12 protein-coding genes and 6 pseudogenes are annotated in these 13,250 nt (G+C 68.9%); 10 read left to right on the top strand and 8 right to left on the bottom strand.

Translation table 11 applies throughout. The features are described 5' to 3' along the window. Positions 1-103 precede the first annotated feature (103 nt). The gene (locus tag ACFWJX_RS37800; protein ID WP_383251169.1) at positions 104-727 is read right to left on the bottom strand and encodes an NADPH-dependent F420 reductase; all 624 of its coding nucleotides are present in this window, start codon (positions 725-727) and stop codon (positions 104-106) included. Between the two features lie 93 nt (positions 728-820). Further along, the gene (locus ACFWJX_RS37795) at positions 821-1,555 is read right to left on the bottom strand and encodes an SDR family oxidoreductase (protein WP_359133221.1); all 735 of its coding nucleotides are present in this window, start codon (positions 1,553-1,555) and stop codon (positions 821-823) included. Between the two features lie 159 nt (positions 1,556-1,714). Between ACFWJX_RS37795 and ACFWJX_RS37790 the strand changes: the two genes are divergently transcribed. Continuing rightward, positions 1,715-2,626: a LysR substrate-binding domain-containing protein gene (locus ACFWJX_RS37790; protein WP_383251167.1), complete on the top strand. Its 912-nt coding sequence runs from the start codon at positions 1,715-1,717 to the stop codon at positions 2,624-2,626. 255 nt (positions 2,627-2,881) lie between these two features. On the opposite strand, the gene ACFWJX_RS37785 is transcribed toward ACFWJX_RS37790, so the two are convergent. Together ACFWJX_RS37785 and ACFWJX_RS37780 are read right to left on the bottom strand one after the other, a co-directional pair. Next, entirely contained in the window at positions 2,882-3,007 is a 126-nt protein-coding gene (locus ACFWJX_RS37785) for a hypothetical protein (RefSeq protein ID WP_383251166.1), read from the bottom strand. Further along, entirely contained in the window at positions 3,004-3,165 is a 162-nt protein-coding gene (locus ACFWJX_RS37780) for a hypothetical protein (protein ID WP_383251164.1), read from the bottom strand. Before ACFWJX_RS37780 ends, ACFWJX_RS37785 begins: the two co-directional genes overlap by 4 nt. A 103-nt stretch (positions 3,166-3,268) precedes the next feature. Here ACFWJX_RS37780 and ACFWJX_RS37775 point away from each other — a divergent pair, with 103 nt between their 5' ends. The 5 genes from ACFWJX_RS37775 to ACFWJX_RS37755 all read left to right on the top strand — a co-directional run bounded on the left by ACFWJX_RS37775 (position 3,269) and on the right by ACFWJX_RS37755 (position 6,863). Then, complete coding sequence (locus tag ACFWJX_RS37775) at positions 3,269-3,874, top strand: DUF6042 family protein (protein ID WP_383251162.1); 606 nt, start codon at positions 3,269-3,271, stop codon at positions 3,872-3,874. A gap of 48 nt (positions 3,875-3,922) precedes the next feature. Then, positions 3,923-4,213 (top strand): hypothetical protein, encoded by a 291-nt coding sequence (locus ACFWJX_RS37770; RefSeq protein ID WP_383251160.1) that lies wholly within the window; start codon positions 3,923-3,925, stop codon positions 4,211-4,213. A gap of 43 nt (positions 4,214-4,256) precedes the next feature. Next, positions 4,257-4,766, top strand: coding sequence for a hypothetical protein (locus ACFWJX_RS37765; protein WP_383251158.1), 510 nt, complete (start codon positions 4,257-4,259; stop codon positions 4,764-4,766). Positions 4,767-5,052: 286 nt separating this feature from the next. Then, positions 5,053-5,442, top strand: a complete 390-nt coding sequence (locus tag ACFWJX_RS37760) for a hypothetical protein (RefSeq protein WP_383251156.1) — start codon at positions 5,053-5,055, stop codon at positions 5,440-5,442. Positions 5,443-5,639: 197 nt separating this feature from the next. After that, positions 5,640-6,863, top strand: coding sequence for a serine hydrolase domain-containing protein (locus ACFWJX_RS37755; protein WP_383251154.1), 1,224 nt, complete (start codon positions 5,640-5,642; stop codon positions 6,861-6,863). A gap of 111 nt (positions 6,864-6,974) precedes the next feature. Here the strand turns inward: ACFWJX_RS37755 and ACFWJX_RS37750 are convergent. Together ACFWJX_RS37750 and ACFWJX_RS37745 are read right to left on the bottom strand one after the other, a co-directional pair. After that, positions 6,975-8,222: pseudogene (locus ACFWJX_RS37750) on the bottom strand (IS701 family transposase). Between the two features lie 201 nt (positions 8,223-8,423). Further along, positions 8,424-9,032 (bottom strand): annotated as a pseudogene (locus ACFWJX_RS37745) (hypothetical protein); the annotation flags it as partial. Positions 9,033-9,331: 299 nt separating this feature from the next. Between ACFWJX_RS37745 and ACFWJX_RS37740 the strand changes: the two are divergent. From ACFWJX_RS37740 to ACFWJX_RS37725, 4 genes and pseudogenes are all read left to right on the top strand, one after another. Further along, positions 9,332-9,756: pseudogene (locus ACFWJX_RS37740) on the top strand (transposase); the annotation flags it as partial. A 549-nt stretch (positions 9,757-10,305) separates the two neighbouring features. Beyond that, the gene (locus tag ACFWJX_RS37735; protein ID WP_383251152.1) at positions 10,306-10,626 is read left to right on the top strand and encodes a hypothetical protein; all 321 of its coding nucleotides are present in this window, start codon (positions 10,306-10,308) and stop codon (positions 10,624-10,626) included. 177 nt (positions 10,627-10,803) lie between these two features. Then, positions 10,804-11,144, top strand: a pseudogene (locus tag ACFWJX_RS37730) (transposase); the annotation flags it as partial. Between the two features lie 77 nt (positions 11,145-11,221). Beyond that, the gene (locus ACFWJX_RS37725; RefSeq protein WP_383251256.1) at positions 11,222-11,761 is read left to right on the top strand and encodes a GNAT family N-acetyltransferase; all 540 of its coding nucleotides are present in this window, start codon (positions 11,222-11,224) and stop codon (positions 11,759-11,761) included. On the opposite strand, the pseudogene ACFWJX_RS37720 reads toward ACFWJX_RS37725, so the two are convergent. Both ACFWJX_RS37720 and ACFWJX_RS37715 read right to left on the bottom strand, forming a co-directional pair. Further along, a pseudogene (locus ACFWJX_RS37720) lies at positions 11,719-12,255 on the bottom strand (transposase); the annotation flags it as partial. The gene ACFWJX_RS37725 and the pseudogene ACFWJX_RS37720 overlap by 43 nt on opposite strands. A 52-nt stretch (positions 12,256-12,307) precedes the next feature. After that, positions 12,308-12,601: pseudogene (locus ACFWJX_RS37715) on the bottom strand (WhiB family transcriptional regulator); the annotation flags it as partial. Positions 12,602-13,250 lie beyond the last annotated feature (649 nt).

Raw genomic sequence — 13,250 nt, 5'->3', positions numbered from 1 at the left:
CACTATTGACATCTGGCATCTGGCATCGACGAGTCGGTGGTTCCGTCAATTAGCCAGAGCGCACGGCGCCCTATTTGCCGACTGCTTGGTCAGCCCCGGAGGGTCAGCCCGTAAACTCGCTGACGCCCAGGGCGAAGTTCCCGTGGCCGATTCCGTTGCCGGCGAGGCCTACCGTGAGCACGCCCGCTCCTTCGAGCCAGTGCGCCATCTTCAGGCCGCCGACGTCCAGCGGGCGCAGTCCGAGGCTCTCGATGAATGCCGCGACGTCCGCCTTGGCCTGCGGGTCGTCACCGGCGAAGAAGACGTCGGGCCGGCCGTTCTCCAGAACGCCACGGAAGATGGTGTTGAAGGCCTTGAACACGTTGGCGTCGGCCGGGGCCAGCTTGGCGACTTCCTGTGCGATCGAGGTCTCCTCGCTGTGGGCCAGGCCATCGCCCGTGGTGTTGAAGGGGTTGCTGATATCGACGATGGTCTTGCCCGCGAGGGCGTCCCCGTACTGGGCGACGGCCGGAACGACCCCGTCGTACAACATGGCCGTGATGACGATGTCCCCGGCCGGGACGGCGCCCCACTCACCCGTCGTGGTGCCGCCGCCCAGAGTCTTGGCCAGGCCCTCGGCCTTGGACTGATCGCGTGCCATGACCTCGACGGTGTTGCCGCCCGCTACCGCGAGCGCGCCGATCGTGCGGGCCATGTTCCCCGCACCGATGAAGGTGATGCTGCTCATGATCTGTGCTCTCTTCCTGTTCTCGGGGGCGCCTGTTCTCGAGGCGCCGCTCTTGCCGCGTTCGTGCGTGGTCCGGTCTCGTTCGTGCGTGGTTCAGATAGCGGTGGTGCCGCCGTCGGCGACCAGCTCCAGACCATTGACGTAGCTGGAGTCGTCGGAGGCCAGGAACAGGGCGATCGTGGCGATCTCCTCGGGGCGGCCCATCTTTCCGCGGGGGATCAGGGACTCGAAGGCAGTCCTGGTCGCCTCGTCGAACAGCTCTTCCTGCTTGGCCGTGCCGACCTGGCCGGGGGTCAGGACGTTCACCCGGATCTTGCGGTCGCGCAGCTCGTTGAGCCAGACACGGGCAAACGCCTGCTGGACCGCCTTGCTTCCCGCGTAGAGGCTCCAGCCGGGGAAGGCGCCGAGGGAGGCGTTGGATCCGGTCATCAAGATCGAGCCGTGGTCGTTGAGCAGTGGTAGTGCCTTCTGCACTGTGAACAGGGTGCCGCGGGCGTTGAGGGAGAAGGAGCGGTGGAACTGTTCCTCGGTGATCTCGCCGAGCATGGCGGGCTCGCCCATCCCGGCACTGGCCCACAGCACGTCGATCGAGCCCTTCTCCCGCTTGACGGTGTCGTACAAGCGGTCCAGGTCGTCCAGGTCGGACGCGTCACCCTGGACGGCGGTGACGTTGCGGCCGATCAGTTCGACGGCCTCGTCCAGTGCTTCCTGCCGCCGGGCCTGGATGAAGACATGCGCTCCTTCCTCGACGAAAAGCTTGGCCCCGGCCAGTGCCAATCCGGTGGATCCACCGGTAATTACCGCTACCTTGCCATCGAGCTTTCCCACGATCACTCCATTGAATTGATGAGTAGCAATTACCGATCCCGAATTCTTGTAGCGAATTCCCTCGGCCCCATGAACAATGCCATCGGCCTGAGCGGGTGTCCAAGACCCGTTTCAACCGTGGTGATAACCTCAAGGCATTGCCGGACCGGGAGGGGCCCCATGGATCTGGATCTCCGCAAGTTGCGCTACTTCGTCGCCGTCGCCGACAGACTGCACTTCGGCCGCGCCGCCGAGGACCTGCACATCGCACAGCCGGCGCTCAGCCGGCAGATCCGCGCGCTGGAACAGGACCTCGGCGCCCCCCTGTTCACCAGGGACAGCCACGGCGTCACGCTGACGGACGCGGGCCGACAACTCCTGGACGACGCCGGTCCGTTGCTCGCCTCCGCGCAAGCGGTCAGGCGCCGGGTGACCGCGGCTGCCCGTGGCGGCCAGCGGCTGGTGGTCGGTTTTCGGGCTGGGATCCCGGTCATCCCCGCGGCGCGAGAGTTCGGTGGCCGCCATCCGGACGTGGTCGTGGACGTGCAGCGCATGGAATGGGACGACCAGGTCCCTATGCTTCTTGACGGCCGCGTCGACGTCGGCTATGTGCGGCTGCCCATCGACGAGACCGGCCTGCGCCTGATGCCGCTCTACACCGAGCCGCTCATGGTGGCGCTGCCCGCGGGCCACCGGCTGGCCGGCAAGGAGGAGGTCACCGAGGCGGACCTGGCCGGTGAGCCGCTGATCTGGCATGCCGACCCGAGCACGCAGCCCACCAGGCGTCCGCACCCCGACTCCGGGCTCCGGGTGCGCGGGGTGGAGGAGAAGCTCGAGCACGTCGCGGCCGGCCTTGGCATCTCGTTCGTGGGGCGCTCGGAGACCGTGTTCTACTCACGGCCGGACATCAGGTACGTGCCCGTCCTGGACCTGGCGCCCGACCAGGTATTCGTCGCGATGGCAGCGTCGCGCACCTCGCCGCTGGCCGACGACTTCTTCGCCGCGGCTCAGGCGACGGCTGAGATCACGGCAGAATGCGGGAACTATGAGATGTGGCAGCTGGTGACCGACGCCGCTGCACAGCGCGGTTGAGCAGTTCGGCTGACAACAGCAGAACCCGGCCTCCAGTACGCGTATGCCCTGTGGCGCGCTGATCGACGGAGTGGTTCGTTCACGATCATGGCGGTGTTCACCGCCGCCGACCATCCGCCGCAGGCCCTGTCAGGAGGCCTCGCTCAGGGCGAGTCCGACCAGAGGTACGCCAAGTACCTCGCTGAGCCGGACGACGGTGCCGACGGGTGCCGCCGGTTGACGGCCGGACGTTGGGCGCCGTGCCCGGGGCGGGGTCTACGCGAGTGCGGCGCGGCCGGCCTCCGTGACCACCACGAGGTCGCCCCGTTCGCCGTTGGCCGGGTGCACGACCTTCACCAGGCCCAGCTCATGCAGCCGGATGTAGGCCCGATAGAGCTTCATCTGCAGCTCCACCCACGCCTCGCGACGGGGTCGTCCTCGGCCGCGGACGCGGGGAAGTTCGGCGGGTGGATGCTGTGGAAGTACTCGGGCGGATTGGCAGGGCTGCCTCTCTCGGAGACGCGGCGCAGCAGTCCGCGCTCGTCAGCGTTGAGGGTCATGCAGCGACACTAGCCCGGTCGGCACAGCGCGAAGGTCCTGTCCGGCACCCGGAGGTGGTGTCGTCGTTGCTGGGGAAGGATCCCCTCTCGATCGGAAAGCGTCATGCCGTCCGGTACCGCCGCCGCGCCGCCCGCAGGGGAGTATCTGTCCCTGCACAACGACTGGTTCCCGAGCCTGTGGACGCATGTTCTGCCGCGGCATCAGCCCATGATGATCGCCATGCTGTTCGGCACGGCCACGGTCCAGCGTCTAGAAGGGGATCTGGACGACGTCGTCTCGCAGGTCTTCGGCGAGGGCGCCGTCCACGCGCTCCAACTCGGCGACGAGGGCCTGGACTCGCCGGTGCTGTGGGTCGACGACGAGGATCTCACCGACACCACCCCCGAGGAGGCCGAAGAGATCCGTGCCGCCGCTGCCGCCCACCAGGAGTGGCTCGCGGCCGCGCTGCGTGAGCGTTCCCTTCCAGCGCCGACCACGGTGCGGGAGCTCGCGGCCACGATGCAAGCCCTCGGGCTCGTCCGGCGGATGGGCCGGCGCTGGGACACGCCCCACCGGCTCCCCCTTCCCGAGGACGTGCTCCCCCTCCCGGAGGAGCTTCTCCAGCGGCTGCGGATCCGTGCGATCCGCACCCTCCAGCCGGCCGAACAGGCCCTCCTCACCTACTTCACCGCCACCCAGAGCCGCACCTCGTCTGCTGCGGCGCGGTGAGACAACCTGCTAGCCGTCCAGCCGCTGTGTGCCGACCAAACCATGCGAATGCTGCGCTGCATCTGGCCGAACACGGCCAACCCGCACCTGCTGATCACTCAGAAGACCGCCGTCGAACTCGGCCCGACCGGCAAGCTCTGGACCACCCGGGCCACCCGCAACCTCACCGCTACCCTCGAACGGCTCCGCGTCGACCGCCAGCTCGGAGAGGCCCTCACCCACGGCGCCGACCCGTTCCACCTCACCCTCGTCTTCGGCATCGACGAGAAGACCGCCATCCGCTACGCGGACTCAGCACGCGCGCTTCTGGGAGAAACTGCCGAGCAGGCATCGCAGTGAAACCCACTCAACCTGCTCAACCCACAGGCGAGATCATGGGCAGATGTCGTCGAGTGAACCAGCAGCCCGCCAGCTTCAGGATCGTGCCGTTCTCTGGAGCATGGGCGAGATCCGCGCAACCGACGTCGTCACTGCTGCCTGTGATGCACTCGTTGCTGGCGTCGACAGTTCTGCCCTGCGGATCTTGGCCGCGTGCACACGTTCGGAGGCGGACTACGACGTCCCCGACCTGCTTCCCCCGGCACTCGACGAACTGGGCCTCACCTTCCACCCAGCGGGCAGCGTTGCCGGACAGGAAGCCGCCGCGCGAGCACTTGCCGCCCGGATGCTGGCCGGCGAACTGACACCACGCGAGCTGGCCTTCCGGATCCACCAACGCTTCGGGCACGAGCTGCCTCTGGTCGAACGACTCGCCAACCTGGACGACGACTACGACGTCCTCGAATACGGCGACAGAACACAGGCGCAGGTCGACGCCGATGTCACGTCCGAAGCTCTTCGACTTGCACAGCATCCTCGTGTTCCAACCGAACCCACGGGTCCACCGACCTGAGGCAGACCGGTGGACCCGTGAGTTCAAGCTGAAGGACCTTCGGTTTCCTTGCTCATCGCCGCCCGCAGCGAGCGCGTGCGAGAGGGGCTGGCGGAAGCCGCTGTCTGGAGCGCGTACGCGGCGGAGCTTCGCGAGGTGCTCGGAGCCGCGATTGAGAAGAGTGGCGCAGACCTTCTGGAGGTGAGCGGGCTGTTGGTGAGCGAGCCCCTTCCCTAAGAGCACCGCGGCCTGCGCAGTTGCCGATGTGTTCGGGTCGTTGCCGCGGCGGGACCAGCGGCGGTCCAAGGTGGTTGATGCAGCGCAGGAAGTCGGCGGACTCGAGGTCCTCAAGGGCATCGACCTCGCCATGGAGCGCGGCAAGGCGTCCTCGACCGGCTCGGCACCGTCACCGCCTGCCGGCCCCGGCACCGGCGCCGCCCTCAAGCTCGTCCTCATCAACGCCGTCATCGGAGGCGTCGCCCTGATCGGCGAGGCGCTCACCCTCGCGGACTCCCTCGGCCTGCCCCGCGACCTGGCCCTGCGCACCCTCGGCGCGGGCCCCCTCGCAGGCGCCGTCGGCCGCGCACCGCGACCGGCGCCCACTTCCCCGTCGCCCTGGCCGCGAAGGACGTGGCCCCGGCGACCGGCGCCTCCACGGCGGAACTCCCCGTCCTGGAAGCCGTCCACGCGGCCCTGACCGCCGACTCGGACCTGCGAGGACCTGGCGGCCGTGGCGCGCTGAGCGGCAGCGGGCGGCGGCGCGGAACCGGCTCGGGAGTGGGGCGCCGAACGAGTGGACTCGCCGGGGCCCGGCCGGGCGGTCTGCCGTTCGCGCCGTAGCTGGTGCTGATCTGTCGCCGTCCGCGTCCATGACCTGGAAGAGGCGCCCCCACCATGAGACGAACCTCCCCCCGCCGACTGCTCGCCGCGACGCTGCTCGCGGCGTCCGTGCTGGCCCCGCTGGCCACCGTTCCCGCCACGGCCGTCCCGGCCCCACACGCTCCCGCCACGGCCGCCGGTCCGCACGGCGGCGACGACTGCCCCGCCGACGGCTTCGGCCCCGAGCTGACCGCCCGGCTGGACAAGACCGTCGAGGACGTCCGCAAGCAGGCCCGTGTCCCCGGACTCGTCGTCGGCCTGTGGATGCCGGGCAAGGGCTGCTACGTCCGCGCGACCGGCGTCGCAGAGAAGACCACCGGCCGGCCGATGTTCGCCGACACCTACGTCCGCATCGGCAGCGAGACCAAGACCTTCACCGTCACCGCGCTCCTCCAGCTCGTCGACGAGGGCAAGGTCAGGCTCGACGACCCGATCGACGACTACATCCGAGGGGTCCCGAACGGCGAGAAGATCACGCTGCGCCACCTCGCCGAGATGCGCAGCGGCCTGTTCCCGTACACCGCCGATCCCGACTTCGTCCACGACCTGCTGAGCGCTCCGAAGCGCCCGTTCACCCCGTGGGAGGTCCTCTCCTACGGCTACCGGCACCCGAACACCTTCGCGCCAGGCACGACGTTCCAGTACTCCAACTCCAACCTCGTGCTGCTCGGCCTGGTCGTCGAGAAGGTGACCGGAAAGCGGCTCGCCGACGTCATCCACGAGAGGGTGGTCCGCCCGGCCGGTCTGCGCCACACTTTCCTCCCCAAGGGCGCCGAGTTCCCCGAGCCCCACGCGCACGGATACACCGACCAGACGCTGACCGGCGCCGTCGCGGACGCCACCGACTGGAACCCCAGCTGGGCCTGGGCGGCCGGCGGCATGATCTCCAACCTCCAGGACCTGCGCCGCTGGGCCCCCGTCCTCGCCACCGGAAAGCTGCTCAGCGCCGAGACCCAGGCGCAGCGTCTCAGGGTGCTGCCGACCGGCTTCCCCGGCACCGACTACGGCCTCGGCATCCTGCGGACCAACGGCTGGATCGGGCACAACGGCTCCCTGCCCGGGTACGAGACCGTGACCGTCTACCTGCCCTCGCAGAAGGCCACCCTGGTCCTCATCCTGAACACCGACTCCCTCGTCGACGGCCAGGAGCCGTCGACCCTCGTCGCCCGCGCCGTCACGTCCGTCGTCACACCCGACAACGTGTACGCCGGAGGGATCACCCCGCGCGACGAGTCCTAGTAGGGCTTGGTCAGGTTCGTATGTGTGTGGGTATGTCGCGGTGGCAGGTGGGGCAGGCGCCGGTCCAGGTGGCGAGGAGTGTCTGCAGGTCGCGGACGACCTGGTAGAGGCTCAGACCAGCGCTGTGTCTTTTGGGTCTCGCGTCAGTCGTTGCAGGGTGCAGAAGGCGTGGGCGGCGGAGACGAGGGTGACGTGGTGGTGCCAGCCGCCCCAGGTGCGACCCTCGAAGTGGGCCAGTCCCAGGGCCTGTTTCATCTCTCGGTAGTCGTGTTCGATGCGCCAGCGGAGTTTGGCCAGCCGCACCAAAGTCGCCAGGGGCATCCCGGAGGGCAGGTTCGACAGCCAGAACTGCACCGGCTCGCTCTCGCCGGCCGGCCACTCGGCCAACAGCCACCGCTCGGGCAGCTCCGGATCATCGGCAACCTTGCGGATGCCGCGTCCGGCAGGACGGCCCCTGAGGGCGACGAAGCGCGAGTACATGCGCTTGACGCCACTGCGGCCCTTGCCTGGGCGGGGCCCCCCGCCAGGACACCGGCCGTGCGGCCGCCTTCCCCGCCGCGACGACCAGATCCTTCATCGTCTGCGCAGGCTCGGGATACTGCACTTTCGGTGGTCGTCCGGTGCCCGCATGAACCGGCTGGACGGGCCGGGCGTCGGCGGGGTGCGCGGTGTGCCGGCCGGAGACACCGACCGCATACGGCAGATCTCGTTCCTCCAGGCCGAGGCGGAAGGCGGCGGCATCGCCGTATCCGGCGTCCGCGACCACCAGGGGGACATCGATGCCCCACGACCGTGTCTCGTCGATCATGTCCAGGGCCAACTGCCACTTCTCCACATGCCCCACCTGCAGGAATCGAGCAGCGGGTGCGGCGGGCGACCTTGTCCGCATCCGCGTCCGCGGAGGCGGGATCCCACGAAGCCGGGCAGGAACAGCCGCCAGTTCACCGCGGCCGAGGCATGATCGCGGGCCAGGTGCAGCGAGACGCCCACCTGGCAGTTGGTCACCTTGCCCGCGGTCCCGGTGTACTGCCGCGACACACACGCCGAGGCGTCCCCATCCTTGAGGAAACCGGTGTCGTCGATGATCAGCGCTTCCGGACCGATCGCCTCGTGCATCCGCCAGGCCAGCCGGGCCCGGACATGCGCCGGATCCCACGGGTTGGAAGTGATGAAGTGTGCCAGCGCCTGCCGGTTGCCGTCCTCGCCCAGGCGAGCTGTTATCGGCTCCACCGACTTACGTCTGCCGTCCAGCAGCAGCCCGCGCACATACGCCAGCCCCCAGCGCCGCTGATCCGCACGGAAGAACCCGTCGAACAACCCCGCCGCGAACGCCTCCAAGTCCTCCCGGACTTCGGCCATCTCCTCAGGTGTCACACCAGCCCAATGACACCCACGAGCAAGCAGACACGCCACTCACGAGTGAAGATGACCAAGCCCTACTAGGGCGGTGACCAGGGGCGCCAGCCCGGATTGTGTGGAGTCTGGGCTCTGCGGTGGAGGGGTCGGTCTCCCGGAGCGAACTGTCCGGGAGACCGACGGGTGAAGGGTTGCTGGGTGGCCTCAGCCGATGGCGATACGGGTCTGCCAGTACGTCTTCGGCGTGATGATTTCTGTGCCGCTGCCCGACAGGGCGGTCTTGCTGCCGGGGTAGAACCTCACTTGTCCGGTGGAGATGACCGCCCAGATGTCCGGGATCCCGTCGTTGTTCACGTCGGGTGTGCCCATCAACAGCGGGATGGCGGTGCTGGACCAGCCGGAGGCGCCGTACTCGGTGTCCGCTCCGCCTGCGGAGTCGGCGGCGGCGGCCAGGGAGGTGAGGTTGACGCCGCCGGTGGCTGCGGCGATGCCCTTGCGGAACAGCAGGCGTCCGGTCGGGTCGTGGCGGTAGACGATGTCGGCGATGCTGTCGCCGCTGACGTCCATGACGGTCACCAGGTCGCGGTCGAGCCAGGGGGAGGAGGACAGTTGGGTGGCCTGGTCGATGGTGGCGCCGTGGTAGCCGGTGAAGGCCCACAGTGCGTTGCCGATGGTGGCGAGGAAGTCGGTGCGTCCGTCGCCGGTGATGTCGCCGGCGGCGACGATCTGGGTGAGGGTGGATGGGCTCGGGGCGCCGGGCGGCAGCAGGATCTCGCGGCGTTTGTCGGTGTTGACGGCGCCGTAGCCGTGACCCGTGACGCAGTCGCCGCTGCCCTCCGTCCCTGCAGAACCGGCACCGTCGCAGAGCGGCTCCTCGAGCTGGCGCACGTGCGGGTCTGCAGCCGCCTGACGGTTCTTCACCACGACGACCTGGCCGAACCCTTCGTCATCGGCCGTCAGGACCAGGTCACCGCCGGGGAAGATCTCCGGGTAGAGGATCCGGTTGCCGTCAACAATCGGCGTGGGAACGGGGCCGGGCCAGGTCAGCTGGATGGAGTGGGCGCCGCCGTCGACGAACAGCGTGACCAGCGGTGTTCCCGTGTCCGCGGTGGCAGTCTGCGGCCGATCGCATCCTCGATCACTTCGCACCGCTGCTGGCCATCTCGCCTGCGCGCCGGCCGCGCAAGGACACCGTCTACATCGTCGACGGCACCCTGGTACCCACCCGTGACCGCAGCATCGCGGCCTCGAGCAAGAACTACCGCTACTCGACCAACCTGCAGGTTTCATCGACGCCAACAGCCACCTGGTTGCGGCGATCGGCGTGCCGCTGCCCGGCAGCCGCAACGACTGCCGCGCGTTCACGGAGTCCGGCGTCGACCGGGCCTGCCGCGGCGCACCGACCATCGCCGACGGCGGCTACCAGGGCACGGGCCTGCTCATCCCGCACCGCAAACGACGAGGCCAGACGCATCTCAGCCCACAACAGGAAGCAGACAACGCCGTCCACCGCCGAGCGCGAGCAAGAGTCGAACACGCCCTGCCCACACGGCACCCGCGGCAGACCGCCGACACAGCACCGCCCGACCGGCACCCGGCGGCGAGGCAGCGCCCAGGCGACATCACAGTGGCCGCGGTCATGCAGCTCATCCTCGATCGATATCAGTACGAAGAATGTGCGGGAAATGTACGCCGACGTGTTCGTTTCAAGAAGCAGATGGGGCACACGGCCGTAGAGGGTGCAGCGCACCGACGTGTGCTGCCCGGACCGGCGGCAGGGCTGGGAGGTGCAGCGCGAGCGCCGTGCGGGTGCCGCGGCGTTCTCGGCGGGGTCACCGACGACGAGGCCGAGCTGCTGACGTGCTACGACTTCCCCGCCGAGCACTGGATCCATCTGCGGACGAGTCCCCCTTCGCCACCGTCCGCCTGCGCACCAATAGCGGGGCCAGCTCCCGCACCGCCGCCCTGGCCATGGTCTTCACGCTCGTCGAGTCCGCTCAGCAGTGGCGGCGGGCCGTGAGCGCACACAGACGCGGACAACTGGTCGAGCGCCCCGCCATCGTCACGGCATAGGGTCTGGTGCACCATGACCGACCACCACACCTACGGCACCAGCACCCACACTGCCGACGAGCTGGCCCGGCTCGTCAGCGACCGCCTCGGGCTGGTCTTCACCGAGCGCGACAGCGACTACCGGGGCATCTACCATCTCGCCAGCAGCCCCAACGGACGGATAGAGATCCAGCCCAACCCCGTCCCCGGCGACGGCGAAGATGACCTCTACGCTCCGGAACACTCCTCGGCACAGGTGCTGTTGCTCACCACCACCCCGACCCCGGATCCCGCCCTGCACGCCCGCCTGGGCTCCCTCGAAGGGCTCATCCACCTGAACCACGAGACTGTGTGAACAGCTACTGATCCACATCGTGGACCTGCAGGCCAGACAACGCAGCCTCCCCGGCCACCGACACCTGCGGGCTGTGCCGCAGACCGAGCGTAGGTTCAGCCCGCCTTACTGATCGTTTCAGAATGAGTTCAGCCGCGGGTCTTGTGCTCGACGATCTTGGTCGGCAGGGTGTCCGGAGTGCGTGCTGATTCTGTTTCTGACGATCTGTGGGCGCGGGTGGCCCCGCTGCTGCCGCCCACTCCCGAGCGGCGCCGTCGCCACCCCGGGCGGCTGCGTGTTCCCGACCGAGTGGCGCTCGCGGGCGTCATGTACGTGCTGCGAACCGGTGTCGCGTTGGGCGATGTCCCTGCGGAGATGGCGGGCTGCTCCGGGGTGACGGCCTGGCGTCGGCTGCGGGACTGGACCGAGGCCGGCGTCTGGCCCCGCCTGCATGCTGCCCTGTTGACCGACTTCGCCGCGCCGGCCTGCTGGACCTGGACGACTGTTCCGTGGACGGATCGCACGTCCGGGCCCTCAAAGACATCTCAGGGGGATAAGAAGTCAAGAGGGATCGCGAGTCTTGATCACCACTGAGGCCGCTGATTGGCTGGCCAACATGAATGATCTCGGACCCGTTGCGTGGCCGCCTGCACCGATCAAGACCGAGAGGCTCGTGCTGCGTGAGCCCGAGGCCTGGGACCGTGCGGCGTTCATCGAGCTGCACGCCTCGTCGGAGGTGCACACCTACCTCGGCGGCCCCCGCCCGCGTGACGAGCTTGAGCGCGAGATGCCCGAGGTGCCCGGGCGGCGGCCCGGGATTTTCGTCGTCGATCTCGAAGGGGCGATGATCGGCCAGATCCTGCTCAGGAGAGCAACGGAGCACCTTTGCCCCACTGCCGTGGGGAAGGTCGATCTCGGCTACCTGTTCCTGCCGCGGGCGTGGGGATTCGGGTATGCCGCCGAGGCGTGCGCGGCGGCACTGGACTGGCTCGAAGACGTCCTTCCGGGTGAGCCGGTGGTGCTCGCCACCCAGACCGCCAACGTCCGTTCGATGCGCCTCGCGGCAAAGCTGGGGTTCACCGAAGCGGAGCGGTTCCGGGCCTGGGACGCCGATCAGTGGCTCGGCCTGCGGGCCCCGGTCACGCCCTCTGATTGAGTTCGCGCTCGACAGCGTGGCTCTGTCGAAGTGCCGTTGTTCTCGTCGACGAAGTCGGTCGGGTTGGCGGGGCATGCAGGCGCTGGAAGGAGTGGTGCAAAGGCGTGCTGTTCGTCAAACTGCTGTCGGGTCTTGAGACAGTGGTGGAGCTGCCCGAGGAAGCGGTTCAGCAAGTGCCGTTGTGCGGCGGCATGCCAGTCTCCGTGCTCGCGTCGGCGTCGGTAGTGCGCGTTCGCTCCCGGTGAGGTGGTGAGGGCAGCGAAGGCCCAGAGGAAACCGGCGTTGATGAGGCGGTTGTTCTTGACGAACCGGCGGCCCCAACGCTTCTTGCCAGAGGCCCGGGTGATGGGGGCGGATCCGGCGTACGACTTCAGCGCCCGGGCGTCGGCGAACCGTGCCCGGTCGTCGCCCAGCTCTGCGAGCACGCGGGCGCCGAGCATGGGCCCCAGACCTGGGAAGCTGAGCAGGATCTCGCTGTCGGCGTGCTGGTGAAAGTCCGCAGGACGGCATTCTGAGACGATCAGTTAGACCATCCTGCGCCCAGTACCCGGTACCGTTCCGGCCGTGCTCGGCGCGCGCCGTCTCCAGCAGACGGCGCCAGGAGGCCACCGTAGGCCGGCGCTTGAGCAGGGCACGGCGTTCCCGTTCAGTCATGCCGCCCCAGACACCGTGCTCGATGCGGTGATCGAGAGCGTGGGCGAGACACTCGGTACGCACCGGGCAACCCGTACACAGGGCCTTGGCCCGGTTCTGGGCCGCACCCTCGGCGAACAGCTCCTCCGGATCAGCACTGCGGCACACCGCCCGCGCACTCCGGTCCTCCTGAGCATCCCCGACCACCACGACCCCCGTCCTCCGCCCGCTGCGACCCACCGACCTCCCCCGGGCAGGCGCAGTGCGCACACGCTACGGCACACGCACGGGGCACCGGATACCCGTCATCCCACGGGCAACCCCAACAAATGAAAGGGACTTGACGCGCACCCTGCACGTCCCGGCATCGACTCGCAGCCGAGCAGGGGGCGGACGGCCGGGAGTTGGAGATCGCGACCAGGGGGGGCAGGATTTCGGCACCGTCTGCCGCCCGGTCGGCAGGGAGGAAAATGGGGCCAGGGCAGGGCGCCCCGCACGCCGTTGCCCTGTCGACTGGCTGGGCAACTCCCCCTGGGCGCCCGGTTCCTGGGCGTCGAGGAGGCGGGTGGCGTACTGCACGGGCAGGGCGACTGCCAGGTGCCGAACGCGGTCGCCGAGATCGCCTACGAGCGAGACCGCTGGACGCGTAGAGCGGGTACGACCGGTACCGGTGGTGGTCATCCACTGTCGGGTACCGAGTAATGAGTACGGCCTGCACCGATTGGCACAGGCCGTGACGCTCGGGCCCCCGCGCGGACGGCGCGCGACGCCGCCCCCGCCGACGAGCCGAGGGGGTACCCGGAGGTCGCCGCTCACCTGGGCATCAGTGTCCGAGCAGCCCGCAGCTGCAAGAGTC

This window comes from Streptomyces sp. NPDC058335 (assembly GCF_042723915.1).
Classification (GTDB): domain Bacteria; phylum Actinomycetota; class Actinomycetes; order Streptomycetales; family Streptomycetaceae; genus Streptomyces.
This window is presented reverse-complemented; position numbering and strand designations above follow the sequence as displayed.

Coding starts and splice junctions, on each gene's coding strand:
- ACFWJX_RS37755 (WP_383251154.1), top strand. CDS start 5,640: ATGAGACGAACCTCCCCCCGCCGACTGCTCGCCGCGACGCTGCTCGCG.
- ACFWJX_RS37775 (WP_383251162.1), top strand. CDS start 3,269: ATGCCGTCCGGTACCGCCGCCGCGCCGCCCGCAGGGGAGTATCTGTCC.
- ACFWJX_RS37785 (WP_383251166.1), bottom strand. CDS start 3,007: ATGAAGCTCTATCGGGCCTACATCCGGCTGCATGAGCTGGGCCTGGTG.
- ACFWJX_RS37780 (WP_383251164.1), bottom strand. CDS start 3,165: ATGACCCTCAACGCTGACGAGCGCGGACTGCTGCGCCGCGTCTCCGAG.
- ACFWJX_RS37800 (WP_383251169.1), bottom strand. CDS start 727: ATGAGCAGCATCACCTTCATCGGTGCGGGGAACATGGCCCGCACGATC.
- ACFWJX_RS37725 (WP_383251256.1), top strand. CDS start 11,222: ATGAATGATCTCGGACCCGTTGCGTGGCCGCCTGCACCGATCAAGACC.
- ACFWJX_RS37735 (WP_383251152.1), top strand. CDS start 10,306: ATGACCGACCACCACACCTACGGCACCAGCACCCACACTGCCGACGAG.
- ACFWJX_RS37770 (WP_383251160.1), top strand. CDS start 3,923: ATGCTGCGCTGCATCTGGCCGAACACGGCCAACCCGCACCTGCTGATC.
- ACFWJX_RS37790 (WP_383251167.1), top strand. CDS start 1,715: ATGGATCTGGATCTCCGCAAGTTGCGCTACTTCGTCGCCGTCGCCGAC.
- ACFWJX_RS37765 (WP_383251158.1), top strand. CDS start 4,257: ATGTCGTCGAGTGAACCAGCAGCCCGCCAGCTTCAGGATCGTGCCGTT.